At 65.4% G+C, this 15,051-nt stretch carries 13 protein-coding genes; 3 read left to right on the top strand and 10 right to left on the bottom strand.

The genetic code is table 11. The features are described 5' to 3' along the window. Positions 1 to 10 precede the first annotated feature (10 nt). The 3 genes from FFS18_RS00940 to FFS18_RS00930 form a co-directional block, all read right to left on the bottom strand. Positions 11 to 1,132, bottom strand: a complete 1,122-nt coding sequence (locus FFS18_RS00940) for an ATP phosphoribosyltransferase regulatory subunit (protein ID WP_137869378.1) — start codon at positions 1,130 to 1,132, stop codon at positions 11 to 13. Positions 1,133 to 1,304: 172 nt separating this feature from the next. Beyond that, positions 1,305 to 2,891 carry a phosphoglycerate dehydrogenase gene (serA, locus tag FFS18_RS00935; RefSeq protein WP_120215614.1) on the bottom strand — a complete coding sequence of 529 codons (1,587 nt, stop codon included), beginning with the start codon at positions 2,889 to 2,891 and terminating at the stop codon, positions 1,305 to 1,307. Between the two features lie 120 nt (positions 2,892 to 3,011). Continuing rightward, positions 3,012 to 4,139 (bottom strand): phosphoserine transaminase, encoded by a 1,128-nt coding sequence (locus FFS18_RS00930; RefSeq protein ID WP_137869377.1) that lies wholly within the window; start codon positions 4,137 to 4,139, stop codon positions 3,012 to 3,014. A 171-nt stretch (positions 4,140 to 4,310) separates the two neighbouring features. On the opposite strand from FFS18_RS00930, the gene FFS18_RS00925 reads away from it, so the two are divergent. Both FFS18_RS00925 and FFS18_RS00920 read left to right on the top strand, forming a co-directional pair. Further along, positions 4,311 to 5,012: an extensin-like domain-containing protein gene (locus FFS18_RS00925; RefSeq protein WP_137869376.1), complete on the top strand. Its 702-nt coding sequence runs from the start codon at positions 4,311 to 4,313 to the stop codon at positions 5,010 to 5,012. A gap of 217 nt (positions 5,013 to 5,229) precedes the next feature. Further along, the gene (locus FFS18_RS00920) at positions 5,230 to 6,105 is read left to right on the top strand and encodes an LOG family protein (protein WP_137869375.1); all 876 of its coding nucleotides are present in this window, start codon (positions 5,230 to 5,232) and stop codon (positions 6,103 to 6,105) included. 185 nt (positions 6,106 to 6,290) lie between these two features. Here the strand turns inward: FFS18_RS00920 and FFS18_RS00915 are convergent, their stop codons facing one another. Continuing rightward, positions 6,291 to 6,719: a c-type cytochrome gene (locus FFS18_RS00915; RefSeq protein ID WP_137869374.1), complete on the bottom strand. Its 429-nt coding sequence runs from the start codon at positions 6,717 to 6,719 to the stop codon at positions 6,291 to 6,293. Beyond that, positions 6,719 to 7,369: a c-type cytochrome gene (locus FFS18_RS00910; protein WP_137869373.1), complete on the bottom strand. Its 651-nt coding sequence runs from the start codon at positions 7,367 to 7,369 to the stop codon at positions 6,719 to 6,721. The genes FFS18_RS00915 and FFS18_RS00910 overlap by 1 nt, the downstream gene beginning before the upstream one ends. 179 nt (positions 7,370 to 7,548) lie before the next feature. On the opposite strand from FFS18_RS00910, the gene FFS18_RS00905 reads away from it, so the two are divergent. Beyond that, positions 7,549 to 8,442, top strand: a complete 894-nt coding sequence (locus tag FFS18_RS00905) for a prephenate dehydratase (RefSeq protein WP_137869372.1) — start codon at positions 7,549 to 7,551, stop codon at positions 8,440 to 8,442. Between the two features lie 131 nt (positions 8,443 to 8,573). On the opposite strand, the gene FFS18_RS00900 is transcribed toward FFS18_RS00905, so the two are convergent. From FFS18_RS00900 to FFS18_RS00880, 5 genes are all read right to left on the bottom strand, one after another. Beyond that, a complete protein-coding gene (locus FFS18_RS00900; protein WP_120215620.1) occupies positions 8,574 to 9,248 on the bottom strand; it encodes a CDP-alcohol phosphatidyltransferase family protein in 675 nt (224 codons plus the stop codon). A gap of 104 nt (positions 9,249 to 9,352) precedes the next feature. After that, positions 9,353 to 10,627: a hypothetical protein gene (locus FFS18_RS00895; protein ID WP_137869371.1), complete on the bottom strand. Its 1,275-nt coding sequence runs from the start codon at positions 10,625 to 10,627 to the stop codon at positions 9,353 to 9,355. A gap of 72 nt (positions 10,628 to 10,699) precedes the next feature. Then, positions 10,700 to 11,185 carry a hypothetical protein gene (locus tag FFS18_RS00890; protein WP_137869370.1) on the bottom strand — a complete coding sequence of 162 codons (486 nt, stop codon included), beginning with the start codon at positions 11,183 to 11,185 and terminating at the stop codon, positions 10,700 to 10,702. After that, complete coding sequence (polA, locus tag FFS18_RS00885) at positions 11,182 to 13,995, bottom strand: DNA polymerase I (protein WP_137869369.1); 2,814 nt, start codon at positions 13,993 to 13,995, stop codon at positions 11,182 to 11,184. Before polA ends, FFS18_RS00890 begins: the two co-directional genes overlap by 4 nt. A 32-nt stretch (positions 13,996 to 14,027) precedes the next feature. Further along, positions 14,028 to 15,041 carry an alpha/beta hydrolase gene (locus FFS18_RS00880; RefSeq protein ID WP_137869368.1) on the bottom strand — a complete coding sequence of 338 codons (1,014 nt, stop codon included), beginning with the start codon at positions 15,039 to 15,041 and terminating at the stop codon, positions 14,028 to 14,030. Positions 15,042 to 15,051: the final 10 nt, after the last annotated feature.

Here is a 15,051-nt window from a genome sequence, read left to right as displayed (position 1 = left end):
GGGCTACGGTTCAGACTTGAACCGCGACCGGCCCATCGGCACCGAGTCGCCATCCGCAGCCCAGCGCCTTTGCATCATCCGCGTCGCACAGGGCTGCCACCGTCTGCCAGTCATCAGCGCGCAGGCTGGCGGCCAGCGCCGGGTCATGGCCGAGCGGCAGGAAGATGCGGCGCTCGGCGTCGTCTTCGGCGCCCAGCCCCGCGTCGATCAGCGGATCGGGATAGAGCGAGAAACCGACCGCTGATTCCTCCTGATCCTCGCCGACGGGGATAGCATAGCCGCCGCCGCGACCGACCGCGTCGCCCTGGCCAGGGACGAAGATTTGAAAACCGAACCAGCTTTGATAGGCGAAGCCATGACGCTCGGTCGGGTCAAGCGTCAGCGTCACGCGGTCGCGGATCGGCGCGGCGATGGCTTCGAGCGCGTCGATGCGCGCGGCGAGGACGCCCGCGGTGTCGAAGACGCGCAGGTCAGCGATCGCCTGATCGAAGGGACCGGTTGCGCGGAGCAGCGGCAGATAGGCGGCAGCGCCGATCCGCGTCAGCGCGCCGGCGTCCTTGGCGTCGAGTTCGTCGCGCAGCTGCTGGCTATCGGTATCGACGGGGAGCGGGCCGTTCGCGAGCAGGTCGACGACGTCGGGCAGGGTGAAGTCGATCGTGACGGGGCCGATGCCCGCCGCTTCGAGCGCGTCGATGGCGACCGTCACGATCTCGCGCGCCGCCGCGACGCTGTCGCTGCCGATCAGTTCGGCGCCGACCTGCAGCATTTCGCGCGCGGGGCGCAGCTGGCTGGCGCGCAGTTTGACGACCTGTCCTGCGTAGCAGAGGCGCAGCGGTCGCGGTGCCTTGGCGAGCAATGACGTCGCGATGCGGCCGACTTGCCGGGTGATGTCGGGGCGCAGCGCGAGCGTCCGCTGCGACACAGGATCGGTGAAGCGGAGCAGGTCGCGCGACGAGCGATCGTCATCACCGCCCAGCGTTTCGCGGAATTCGGCCAGCGGCGGTGCCACGCGGCCATAGCCATGCGCGCGCATCGCGTCGACGAGCGCGCGGGTGACGCGCGACGCGGCCTCCGCCTGTTGGGGTAGGCGGTCGCGGAGGCCTTCGGGCAGCAGGGCGGGGGTGCGAGGCATGGTGGCTCTCCTACGCGGTGCGTGCCGCAAGTGAAAGCCCCTCCCCTTCAGGGGAGGGGTTGGGGTGGGGGCCAGGGGCCTTGCGTAAGGCCGCTGGCCCCCACCCGCTGCAACTAGGCAGCACGCTGCCAAGTTTCGCTTCCCTCCCCTGAAGGGGAGGGCGTTTGGTTGGTCAGAACTTCAGCCCCTTCACCGTCTTCACGCCCGGAAGTTGGCAAAGTTGCCACAGCAAAGGTTCGGGCATCGGCGAGTCGAGGCTGAGCAGCAGCACCGCTTCGCCGCCGGCGGCCCGGCGGCCGAGGTGGAAGGTGCCGATGTTGAGCCCCGCTTCGCCGAGCGCCGTCCCGATACGGCCGATGAAGCCCGGTGCATCTTCGTTGACGATGTAGAGCATATGGCCGTCGAGATCGGCCTCGACCTTGATGCCGAACATCTCGACGAGGCGTGGGTCGCCGTTGCTGAAGAGCGTGCCCGCGACCGAGCGGTCGCCGGACTCGGTGGCGACGGTCACACGCACGAGCGTGTGATAGTCGCCGTCGCGGTCATGCCGCACTTCGCGAACATCGAGCCCGCGTTCGCGCGCGAGGTGCGGGGCGTTGACCATGTTCACGCTGTCCGAATAGCGGCGCATCAGCCCGGTCAGAACAGCGGCGGTGATCGGCTTGAGGTTGAGCTCAGCGGCGGCGCCCTCGACCTCGACCGAGATCGTCGTGAGATTGTCGTGCGCGAGCTGGCCGACGAGGCTGCCGAGCTTTTCGGCGAGGCTCATATAGGGGCGCAGCTTCGGGGCTTCCTCGGCCGACAGGCTCGGGACGTTGAGCGCGTTGGTGATGCCGCCGGTGAGGAGATAGTCCGACAGCTGCTCGGCCACCTGGATGGCGACATTGACCTGTGCCTCGTCGGTCGAGGCGCCGAGGTGCGGGGTGCAGATGAAGTTCGGGGCGCCGAACAGCGGATGGTCGGCGGCCGGCGGCTCGGTCTGGAACACGTCGAGCGCAGCGCCCGCGACATGACCCGATTCGAGCGCCTCCTTCAGCGCCGCCTCGTCGATCAGCCCGCCGCGCGCGCAATTGATGATGCGAACACCCTTCTTGGCCTTGGCGATATTCTCCTTCGACAGGATATTGCGCGTCTGGTCGGTGAGCGGCGTGTGCAGCGTGATAAAATCGGCCTTGGCGAGCAGGGTGTCGAGGTCGGCCTTTTCGACGCCGAGTTCGATCGCGCGCTCAGGCGTCAGGAACGGGTCGAAGGCGACGACCTTCATGCGGAGGCCGATCGCGCGCTCCGCGACGATGCTGCCGATGTTGCCGCAGCCGATCAGGCCGAGCGTCTTCGACGTCAGCTCGACACCCATGAAGTCGTTCTTCGGCCATTTGCCCGCCTGCGTTCCCGCGTTGGCTTCGGGGATCTGGCGCGCAAGCGCGAACATCATCGCGATGGCATGTTCGGCGGTGGTGATGCTGTTGCCGAAGGGCGTGTTCATCACGATGACGCCCTTTTTCGACGCTTCGGGAATGTCGACATTGTCGACGCCGATGCCGGCGCGGCCGACGACTTTCAGGTTCGTCGCGGCCGCGAGGACGTCGGCGGTGACCTTGGTCGCCGAGCGGATCGCGAGGCCGTCATAGGCGTCGATCATCGCGATCAGCTCGTCCTTGGTCTTGCCGGTGATGACGTCGACGTCGATGCCGCGTTCCTTGAAGATCGCGGCGGCCTTGGGGTCCATTTTGTCGCTGATGAGGACTTTGGGTGCGGTCATTGGTATAGCTTTCAAAAACTCCGTTCGTCCTGAGCTTGTCGAAGGACAGTTCTTCTGGTGGACGTCGGAAGAAAATAGCGGCCCTTCGACAAGCTCAGGGCGAACGGAAGAAGGGAAGCGTCAGGCCGAAAGGCTCGCGTAGGCCCAGTCGAGCCACGGGCCGAGCGCCTCTATATCGGCGGTGTCGACGGTCGCGCCGCACCAGATGCGAAGCCCCGGAGGCGCGTCGCGATAGCCCGCGATGTCGTAGGCTGCGCCTTCCTTTTCGAGCAGCGCGGCGAATTTCTTGATGAAATCCGCATCGGCCCCGGCGACCGACAGGCAGACCGAAGTCTTCGAGCGGCTGGCGGGATCGGCGGCGAGGTGGCTCAGCCATTCGCGGTCGGCGACGATCTTGTCGAGCGCCGCCGCATTGGCATCGCTGCGCGCCTTGAGGCCGTCGAGGCCGCCCAGCGACTTCGCCCATTCGAGTGCAAAGATCGCGTCTTCGACGGCGAGCATCGATGGGGTGTTGATCGTTTCGCCCTTGAACACGCCCTCGGCGAGCGCGCCCTTCGACACGAGGCGGAACACCTTCGGCAGCGGCCAGGCGGGGGTGTAATTCTCGAGCCGTTCGACCGCGCGCGGGCCGAGGATCAGCACGCCATGGCCGCCTTCGCCGCCGAGCACTTTCTGCCAGCTGAAGGTCGCGACGTCGATCTTGTCCCACGGCATATCGTACGCGAACACGGCCGAGGTCGAGTCGGCGAAGGACAGCCCTTCGCGATCGGCCGGAATCCAGTCGCCGTCGGGGACGCGCACGCCGCTGGTCGTGCCGTTCCAGGTGAAGAGCACGTCGTTCGACCAGTCGACTTGGCCGAGGTCGGGAAGCTGGCCGTAATCGGCGCGGACGACGGTCGGATCGAGCTTGAGCTGCTTGGCGGCATCGGTGACCCAGCCCTCGCCGAAGCTCTCCCATGCGAGCGTCGTGACGGGGCGGGCGCCGAGCATCGTCCACATCGCCATCTCGAACGCGCCGGTGTCGGAGCCCGGGACGATGCCGATGCGGTGCGTATCGGGCAGCTGCAGCATCTCACGCATCAGGTCGATGCAATATTGCAGGCGCGTCTTGCCGATCTTGGCGCGGTGCGAGCGGCCCAGCGATTCGGTAGCGATTTTGGAGGCGTCCCAGGCCGGCGGCTTCGCGCAGGGACCGGAAGAAAAATAGGGGCGCGTCGGGCGCACCTGTGGCGTCGTCACTTCACTCATTTAGTCTCTCCTTGCAGAGAGCTCGCGCGGCGTTGGGACCGCGTGGCCCGGCGCCGCGTTTAGGGTTCGCCACGCAACTGTCAAACAAATTGCGCGGGCCGCGCGAAATTTCCGGTGAGCCGAAGCAAAACTAAAGAGCTTGTTAACCATCTTGTCGGTATTTTGACGGTCATGCGGATTCCGATCGTCTTGCAGCCCCGAACGCTGATCGCCGTCACCGCGGCGCTGGCATTGTCCGCCTGTTTCGGCAGCCCCGAGGTGATGAAGCGCGGCGATCCGAAACGCTCCACCGCGAGCGCGCCGAAGCGGCCGCAGATTGCGCCGACGCCGTCGTTCACAAGCGCCGAAGCGCAGCAATGCGCGTTTGATCTGAAGCAGGCGGGGGTGCGCTTTACGCCGCTACCCAATCAGGATCATGGCGGCGGATGCAGCTCAATCGATTCGGTGAAGCTTCTCGACATCGGGACCCCGACGACCAATCTTGGCGCGATGACCTGTCCGCTGGCGAAAAATTTCGCCGCGTGGGCGCAGCATGCGGTGAAGCCTGCGGCGCGGAAATATTTCGGGCAGGAGGTGGTGAAGATCGAGACCTTTGGCACCTATAGCTGCCGCAACATCTATGGCGGGCGCTCGGGCCGTTTGTCGCAGCATGCCTATTCGAACGCGATCGATGTGTCGGGCTTTGTGCTGGCCGACGGACGGCGGATCATGCTGGACGGCGGGTGGAAGGGCGACAAGGCGTCGCAGGACTTTCTGCGCGCGCTGCACAAATCGGGCTGTCGCCGCTTTGGCACGGTGCTGGGGCCGGATTATAACGCCGCGCACTATAATCATTTCCATTTCGACATGAGCGGCAACGGTTATTGCCGTTGACCTTTGATCCTCCCTGTCGCGCAGCGATGGGGAGGTGGCAGCGCGAAGCGCTGACGGAGGGGCGTTGGCACCACCGTTGCGGCCCCTCCACCATTCGCTTCGCGAACGGTCCCGCTGGCGCTGCGCGCCGTCTGCGACTCCCCCATGGCTTCGCCACGGGAAGGATCGGGATGGGTTCGTCTTGGCAAAGTCACGCCGAACGGCTAGCCGCTGTTCAATGGCAGAAGATAAACAACCCCATCGTTCGCGTTTCCACAAAGCCAAGGATGACGCGCAGTTCGCCAAGCAGGCGACCACCACCCCGCAGACCGCGAGCGCTGCGTATAAGCTGGCGTTTCAGGACACCGACTTTCTGCTACGCGAAGACTTGCGCCCGGTGCGGTTCCAGCTCGAACTGCTCAAGCCCGAACTGCTGCTCGACGAGGCAAAGATCGAATCGATGCTGGTCATCTATGGCTCGGCGCGCATTCCCGAGCCTGCGGAAGCCGACGCGCTCGAAGCGGCGGCGACCGACGATGTCCAGCGCAACATTGCGCGGCGACTGAAAGCCAAGGCGAAATATTACGAAGAAGCGCGCAAGCTGGCCCGCCTCGCAAGTCAGGTGCCGCCGGATAAAAATGGCTGTCGTCACTTCGTCGTGTGCTCGGGCGGCGGGCCGTCGATCATGGAAGCGGCGAATCGCGGTGCCGACGACGTCGGCAAGGAATCGGTCGGGCTCAATATCGTGCTGCCGCACGAACAGGCACCGAACCGCTATGTCACCCCGTCGCTGAGTTTCCAGTTCCACTATTTCGCGCTGCGCAAGATGCACTTCCTGCTCCGCGCCCGCGCGGTGTGCGTGTTTCCGGGTGGTTTCGGCACCTTTGACGAGATGTTTGAGCTGCTGACTTTGATCCAGACCGGCAAGATCAAGCCGATCCCGATCGTGCTGTTCGGCAAGAAATTCTGGGAACGCGTCGTCAATTTCGAGGCGCTGGTCGAGGAGGGCGTGGTGAGCGCGCGCGACCTGGGGCTGTTCAGATTTGTCGAGACCGCCGACGAGGCGTGGCAAATCGTCCAGGATTTTTACGCGAATATCGAGGAGCAGGGGTGACTATTTCCCTCCCCCTTGATGGGGGAGGCAGCGAGACTTGCCAGCTTGCTGGCTTAGTCGCAGCGGTGGGGGTGCGCTCTCGACCCTTAGATGACGGTCCAAGGACGCGCGATCACCCCCATCCAACTTCGCCTAGCCGCGTCGCGGCAAGGCTGCGTATCCTTCCCCCATCAAGGGGGAAGGGGCTATTTCTGCGCTTCCAGATACAGGATCAGCGCCTTGCGATCCGCAGCGTCGATCACCCCGGCAAACGCCATGCGGGTGCCCGGAACCGCCTTCATCGGCGCTTCGAGATAGGCATCGAGCGCGGCTTCGTCCCAGACGCCGCCCTTCGCCTTCATCGCGCTGGAATAGGAAAAGTCGGGCTTCGCCGCGACCGCTGCGCCGACGACGCCGTGCAAATTGGGGCCGATCCCGTTGCGGCCGCCCTTGTCCACGGTATGACACGCCACGCAGCGTTTGAAGACCTGCTCGCCCATCGCCGCGGTTGGCGCGACGGCAACCGCAGGGGGAGCTGCAGCTTCGTCCGCGGCGACATCGGCGGGGGGATTGTCGGCCTTGCCGCAGCCGGCCAGCGCCAAAGCGCCCGCCAGCAGCACGGGCGCGAACCGCATTATTTCTTGGCTTCGGCCGGAGCGGGGGTTGCCGCGGCGGCATCAGCCGCGGGAGCGGCAGCGGCGCCTTCGGCCGCCGGGGCAGCCGCTTCGCCTTCGGCCGGGACAGCGCCTTCGGCGGGTGCGGCGGCTTCGGGGGCGGGCAGCGGCAGGTTCGAACCCTGGCTGTTCATGTAAACGATCAGGTTGGCGCGATCTTCGGCGCTGCTGAGGCCCGCGAACGACATCTTGGTTCCCGGCGCATATTTGCGCGGGCTGGCGAGCCAGGCGTCCATGCCTTCGAAATCCCAGTTGCCCGGAACCGACTTCAGCGCGTCAGAATAGGCGAAGCCTGCGACGTGGCCGTGCGGCTTGCCGAGGGCGCCCCACAGATTCGGACCGATGCCGTTGGCGCCGCCCGAGGCAATTGTGTGGCACGCGGCGCATTTCGCGAACACCGCTTCGCCCTTCACCGGATCGGCGGCGGCGAGCAGGTTAGCGATCGGCACGGCCGCGGCGCCACCGGCGCCCGCTTCGGCATCCTCGATCGGGAAACCGGGCTTTTCCGGGTTGTGACCGGCGAACAACATGCTCGACCCGATGGTCAGGCCCAGCGCGCAAATGCCGGCGAACAGCACCCAGCCAGCGATAGTGTTGTTGCGATTGTCCATGCTCTTTGAGCCCCGTTTGCTGGCGCCCGCTTGCCGGACGCATATCTGATTTGGACGCTCCCTTACTGGCGCGGCGACGGCGGCGCAAGGGGAGGAATCGGGGTTCGCGACCAGATGCGCCGGTTGCGTGCATGCGGCTTGGCGGCTATGCGCCGCGGCTCCACTCTGGGAAGGCAGTCATGGGCAGTTATTCGGCTTCCGCGCAGCATCTGGTCGACAAAATGCGGGCGGTCGCGCTGGCCGATCCCGCACGCGGGCTGGCGTTTCAGGGCGCGCCGGGGGCCAACAGCGATCTGGCCGCGCGCGAATATGACCCGAACGCGTTGCCGCTGCCCTGCTACGCCTTTCAGGATGCGATCGACGCGGTGCGCGACGGCAGGGTCGATCGCGCGATCATCCCGATTGAAAACAGCCTGCATGGGCGCGTTGCCGACATTCATTTCCTGCTCCCCGAATCCGGACTGTCGATCGTCGGCGAGCATTTCCTGCCGATCCGCTATGGTCTGATGAGCCGCGATCTGGGCCCGGTGACGCGCGCGATGAGCCATGAACAGGCGCTGGGCCAGTGCCGCCACTGGCTGCGCGCCAACAATATCGCGCCGGTTGCGCATAGCGACACCGCGGGCGCCGCGGCGTGGGTCGCCGACAGCGACGAGGTCGGGCTGGCCGCGCTGGCACCGCCGCACGCTGCGGAACTGTACGGGTTGACGCTGCACGGCACCGGGATGGAGGATGCCGACCATAATATGACGCGCTTCGTCGTGCTGGCGCGCGAACCGCTCGCCGATTTTGCGGCGATCGAGGGGCCGGTGATGACCACCTTCATGTTCGAGGTGAAGAATATCCCGGCGGCGCTGTACAAAGCGCTCGGCGGCTTTGCGACCAACGGGGTCAACATGACCAAACTGGAAAGCTATCAGACCGGCGGCAGCTTTGCCGCGACGCAATTTTACGCCGACATCGTTGGGGCGCCGGGGGACGAACGTGTCGATCGTGCGCTCGAGGAACTGGATTTCCAGACCAAGTCGCTGCGCCTGCTCGGTACGTACGCGCAGGCGCGCCTGCGGCCCTAAAATTTGCGAAAGTCGTTGCCGCTTGGAATGAACCGTAGCCCTGAGCCTGTCGAAGGGCGCTTCACCGAGAAGCGCCCTTCGACAGGCTCAGGGCTACGGTGATTGGAGATTTCAGCACCACGCCACAAGCATTATCCGCCGCGGCGGCGGAGCATCCGGGCGGTCGCCGACGTCTGCACGATGAATAGCGTTACCAGGATGCTCGACACGACCAGCGCGAACAGGTCGAACGCCGAGAAGTTGGTGCCGCCGATGTCGGCGCCGCCAACCACCGGCATCAGCGCGGTCATCGCCATCAGCATCAAGCGCAATTCGGTCGGTCCGCCCGCCATATAGGACAGGCGAAACTCGCCGACGACCTTGGCGGCGATGAAGGTATGGATCGACAGCAGGAAATAACCGATCACCGCCATCAGCGCGACGTCGAAACGCATATAGGGGCTCATCCCGATCGCGCTGACCATCAGCAGGGTTGCGAGCGCGTCGACACTATGGTCGACAAAATAGCCATAGTTCGGCCGTTCGATCTGGCGCCAGCGCGCCAGGCTGCCGTCGAGCGAATCGCCGAACCAGTTGACGACATAGCCCGCGAGGCACAGACCCAGCCATTCGTCGTCGATCCAGCTGAGCATATAGCCCGCGGCGACCATGACGGCGCCGAAGAAGCCCAAAACGGTGAGCTTGTCGGGGGTCACCCACTGCGGCAGGCGGGGGCATATCCAGTTGAGCAGGCGTCGTTCGCCGCGCGCGAGGATATTCTGCTGAATACGGACCGGCGCCTGCGCGACGGGCTGGAACTTGCTCATGGAAATCCTTTGAAGCTGGCTGTCATGCAATCGCCAGCCAAATGTCATGGGATCGTCATAGAGCGAAAGTTGCGGGTCGGAAAGGGGTGGGGCGACGCGCCAGCTTACCGGGGCGCCGGTTTGCCGACGGCCTCGAAATGTGTCGCCGCTTCCGCGCCGCGCGTCGTGACAAGATAGTCGAAGCCGAGCAACAGGAAGCGCGAGAAGGCGGGGAGGTCGCGCAATTTCTTGCCCTGCAAATTGTGGCGCAGCGGCGCGGTCGGGATCAGGACGTGACCGTCGGCGGGAATGGTGTCGTGCGCTATTCCGGCCGCATCGAGGATCGGAGCGATCGCCTCGTCGCGATAGGCAGTAACGTCGGTGAAGCGTTCGGGCGACGGCTTCACCTGTCGAACCATGCCCGCAGTCGGGACATAGGCGATATGCAGCGACGTGCGTCCATTGGCCGCGGCCATACCCGGGAGCAGCGATCCGATGTCGTAGATCGAGGTCGGCGTCGTCCCGCGCCCCATATGATAGGCGCCCATCTTGAACAGCACCCGCGGTGCCGGCACCGCAGCTTTGCGGTAGGCGGTGAGGAAATAATCCTGCATCAGAGCCTGTCGTTCTTCATTATTCTGAAGATATTGGCCGCTGTTGTTCAGGCCATAGATGCGCGCACTTTCGGCGAGCGCGTCGATGATCGCCGCCGCTTCGGCATCGCCCGCGAATGCCTTTCGCAGCGCGGCGAAGTCGGCCGGTGCGGCGGTCGACATCATGATGGCGCCGAAGTTTCCGGTGCTGAGCGCGGCGCGGTCCTGTTCCAGCCACGCCGCGAGGCGGGCGCGTACAGCCTCGTCCTTCGTTCGCGCCGCGAGCGTTTCGAGCAGGATCGATGGCGCGCCGATAAATTCCTGATCGATCCCCCACAACCGCCCGGATCGCGCAAAGGGCGCGGCGAGCGCGGCGTCTTCGCGGTTGGAGAGGAACGGCATCGCCCACGGCCGTCCGGCAAAGGCATCGGCCAGCGAATCCACGCCGCCGGTTTCGATCCGGGCGCCGATCCACGCGGCGCTGTGCGGTCCGACCTCGACCGCATGATAAAGCGGCCCGGCGTTCTGCGTTTCGGCGATTGCCGCGGCGTCATGCGCGAGCGCCTCGGCCAGTTTCGGGGCGCCCGCAAGGCCATGGTCTTCACCCAACGCGACGAACTGCGCAGCCGTGAGCGCGTCGCGCAAGCGATCGCCGCCGGGTCCCGAAAGACCGTTAGGGGAAAACCCCACCGGCAGGATTTCGACCTTTTCGCCGACCGGCGGCGGTGCGGTGGTTTGAGCTCCAGCCGGGGTGGCGAGCGCCATGAACGCAAGGGCGATGAAACCGTTCAGCTTCCAGCTTGGCATGATGCACGCTCCTTCTCTATCACTGTATTATATTAACAGTACAGTTGAGCGCAAGGCGTTGTTTGGCGATCGTCAGTCCTGCCAGGGACCGATTTCGCCGACGTCGCCGATCGACCGAAAGCGCACGGCATCGTCAACCCATGCCACTTCCCACATCGGCGCGGGGCGCAGCCATTCGCCGATCACGAACAGCGGCACGCGGTGCGCGGTGACGAACGCCAGATCGCTCGCGCTGGGGCCGGGGACGGGGGTATCGTAACGCTGGCGCAGCCGCACGACCGCGACGACGTTCGGCGGCGGTGCGGGCAGCGACTGGCGCGCCGGAAAGCCGGTGCTGATCGCGATCACCGGAAACCCCTTGTCGTCGCGCGCGATGAGCAGCACCTTGTCGGCGCTGGCGATCGGGCCGCCGACCGGACGCCCGGCAACCTTGCGAGCGGAAATTGCGACGAATTCGCGCACGTCGGTGTCGGCGATTGGCGCGACCGCCGCGGTGGTCGGCGGCGCAGGCGCAGGGTCGGCGGCGAGCGCCGCGGCAAACAGCAGCCATGCGATCAATGCGCTTCGCCCCAGCTCTTGCCGACACCGATTTCGACGTCGAGCGGCACCGACAGCGTCAGCGCCGGTTCGGCGGCGCCCATCATCACCGTTCGGATGACCGCACCCGCGGCCTCCGCCTTGTCCGCGGGCGCTTCGAATACCAGTTCGTCATGGACCTGGAGCAGCATCTTGACGTCGGACAGCCCCGCGTCGGCGAGGGCCGCGGGCATGCGGGCCATCGCGCGCTTGATGAGGTCGGCGCTGGTTCCCTGGATTGGCGCGTTGATCGCGGCGCGTTCGCTGCCCGCGCGCTCGTTCTGGCTCGCCGCCTTGATGCGCGGGAACCAGGTTTTGCGCCCGAACAATGTCTCGGTGTACCCCGTCGCCCGCGCACTTTCGAGCGTGTCGGTGATATAGTCCGAAATCCCGGGAAAGCGTTCGAAATAGCGTGCGATCAGCGCCTGCGCTTCGTCGGGCGTGATCTCGAGCCGCCCCGCCAGTCCCCACCGCGAAATGCCGTAGAGGATCGAGAAGTTGACCGTCTTGGCCTTGCCGCGGGTGTCACGGTTACTTTCGCCGAACAATTCGATCGCGGTCGCGGCGTGGATGTCCTGGCCCTGTGCAAAGGCTTCCTTCAGTTCGGGGACGTCGGCCATATGAGCGGCGAGGCGCAGCTCGATCTGGCTATAGTCGGCGGCGATCAGGACGTGGCCGGGCGCGGCGATGAAGGCGTCGCGGATCTGCCGCCCGGTGTCGGTGCGGATCGGGATGTTCTGCAAATTCGGGTCGGTCGACGAGAGGCGCCCGGTCTGCGCGCCGACGAGGCTGTAGCTGGTGTGGACGCGTCCGGTTGTCGCATTGATCTGTTGTTGCAGCGCGTCGGTATAGGTCGATTTCAGTTTGGACAGCTGGCGCCATTCGAGGATTTTGCGCGCGATCGGCACCCCGTCGCGTTCGAGCCGTTCAAGCTCGTTCTGGTCGGTCGACCAGTCGCCCGACTTGCCTTTGCGCCCGCCTTTCAAGCCGAGCTTGTCGAACAGGATTTCGCCGAGCTGCTTGGGGCTGCCGATCGCAAAGGGCTGGCCCGCGAGTTCATGGATCTCGCCCTCGATCCGCAGCATTTCGGTGGCGAACTCGCCCGACAGCTTCGCCAGATAGTCGCGGTCGACCATGATCCCGGCGCGTTCCATGCCCTCGATCACTGCCGCCAACGGGCGATCGACCATTTCATAAACGCGCGTGCCGCCCTCGATCGGCAGCCGCAGCTTGAGCAGCTTCCACAGGCGCAGCGCCACATCGGCATCCTCGGCGGCATATTCGGTCGCGCGGTCGAGCTGCACCTCGGCAAAGCTGATCTGCGATTTGCCGGTGCCGCATATATCCTTGAATGACAGGCAGGCATGGTCGAGGTGGAGCTTGGCAAGTTCGTCGAGCCCATGCTGATGCTTGCCCGCGTCGAGCGCGAAGCTCATCACCAGCGTGTCGTCATAGGGCGCGATGGTGACGCCGTGCTGCGCGAGCACGCCGATGTCATATTTAAGGTTATGCCCGACTTTCAGCACCGCATCGTCAGCGAACAGGTCGCCGAGCCGCGCGAGTGCGTCACCCATCGCGATCTGCTTGGGCTTTTCGGCGAACATGTCGGTGCCGCCGTGGCCGAGCGGGATGTAGCAGGCGTTGCCCGGCGCGGTCGCGAGGCTGACGCCGACCAGCCGTCCGGTCACGCTGTCGAGACTGGCGGTTTCGGTATCGACCGCGACGACATGCGCGGCGCGCGCAGCGGCGATCCAGCGGTCGAGCGCGTCGAGCGTCGTCACCGTTTCATAGGCTGAGCGGTCGATGGGCGGCATCGCGGGCAGGGTCGGCGTCGACGCCGTGCCGTTCGCAGCAGGCGCAGGCACGGCGGCAGCGCGCGGCAGGGTCGGCGGGCCGCCCGGCGTCGCGCCAAGGTCAAGCTTGGCCGACAGCGAGCGGAAACCATGCTCGTCGAGAAACGCCTTGAGCGGTAGCGGCGGAATGGCGCCGAGCTTGAGGTCGTCCAGCGCATCGGGCAGCGGGCAGTCGCGCTTCAGATCGACCAGCACGCGCGACAATTCGGCCATCGCGCGATGTTCGATCAGATTGTCGCGCAGCTTGCTGGCCTTCATCGTCTCGGCGCCGTCGAGCGCCGCGGTGAGGCTGCCATATTCCTGGATCAGCTTGGTCGCGGTCTTCGGCCCGACGCCCCGCACCCCGGGGACGTTGTCGACGCTGTCGCCCATCAGCGCGAGCACATCGCCGACCAGGTCGGGGGTGACGCCAAACTTCTCGTTCACCGCGTCGAGGCCAAGGCGGACATTCTTCATCGTGTCGAGCATGTCGACGTGCGGCCCGTCAGCAGGCTCGCGGATAAGCTGCATCAGATCCTTGTCCGACGAAACGATGGTGACGTCCCAGCCTTCGCGCACCGCGGCTTCGGCATAGGAGGCGATCAGATCGTCGGCCTCGAAACCCTCCATCTCGATACACGGCAGCGAAAAGGCGCGCGTCGCGTCGCGGATCAGGGGGAATTGCGGGCGCAGATCCTCGGGCGGTTCGGGGCGGTTGGCCTTATACTGGTCGTAAATTTCGTTGCGGAACGACTGGCTGGAGTGGTCGAGAATGACCGCAAGGTGCGTCGGCCCGTCGGCGTCATGCAGGTCCTTGGCCAGTTTCCACAGCATCGTCGTATAGCCATAGACCGCGCCGACCGGCACTCCGTGCGGGTTGGTCAGTGGCGGCAGGCGGTGATAGGCGCGGAAGATGTAGCTGGAGCCATCGACCAGATAGAGATGATTCTTCTCGGACATGGCGGCGGTGTAGCAGCGGCGGGCAGGGCGGCCTAGGGCAAGGTTCCCGCTTTCTTCTCCGTCACGCGGCGAGCAAAGGCCACGGTGCGATCGAGTGCTTGCTTGCCCGCGGCGCTGTCGAGATCGAACTGATATTCATGGCCGAGCGCCGGGACATGATCCTTTGCGAAGAACAAGGTTTCGACCGGCGCGCCCACCCTTTTCAGGCTGTTTGCCAGCCGTTCGGACTGGCCGAGCAGGGGATCGCCATTGCCTGCCGTGATGAAGGCTTGCGGAAAATCGCGCGTTATATGATCGGGCAGCGCCATGAGGCGGAATTGCGGATCGTCCATCGCGTCGCGCTTGCCGCCATAGGCCCAGACGACGGCGCGCAGGAACGGGCCGAGCGTACCGTCGAGGTTCAGCATCGTGACATCGTGCGCCCCGCAAAAGAGGATGGCGCCCTTGATCCGGTCGGGTCCGACCGACGGCGCGATGCCGACCGCCTTTGCATAGGCGGGGTTGGTCGCAATTGTGGCCACTTGCGCCGCAATCTGCGCCCCCGCGCTATCGCCGCCGATCAGGATCCGGTCAGGGTCGATCCCGTAACGGCCTGCGTTGGCGACCAGATGGCCGAGCGCCTTGTTGGTTTGCCGGATCGGAGTCGGATAACGCGCTTCGGGGGCGATCGTATAATCGACGCTGATCGTGACGAAGCCCTGCGCGGCAAGGATCTTCAGATATTCTGCGACGATATGGCGGTTGCCCGATACGAAACCGCCGCCATGCACCCAGACGATGGCGGGGCGTGCATCCGATGCAGCCTTGGGCCGAAAAATGTCGAGCAGTGCGTCGGGATCGGCGGGATCGTAGCGTACCGAGGGGATCGTCTCGACATTGGGCGGCACCTTGGGAAGCAGTTTTGCGCTCGCCGCGTCGGAGCCCGAATCGAACAGCGCGCGGATCGCCCAGATTGCCGGCTGCGGTGTGATGTAGCTGACGGTCAGCCACAGCGCGGCTACGACCGCGACGATGGCCAGTATGATACGAGTGAACCAGCGCAGCATGGCGCGTCCC

Source organism: Sphingopyxis sp. 2PD (assembly GCF_005503695.1).
Lineage (GTDB): Bacteria > Pseudomonadota > Alphaproteobacteria > Sphingomonadales > Sphingomonadaceae > Sphingopyxis.
Note: the sequence above shows the minus strand (reverse complement) of the source record. Positions and strands in the feature narration are given on the sequence as shown.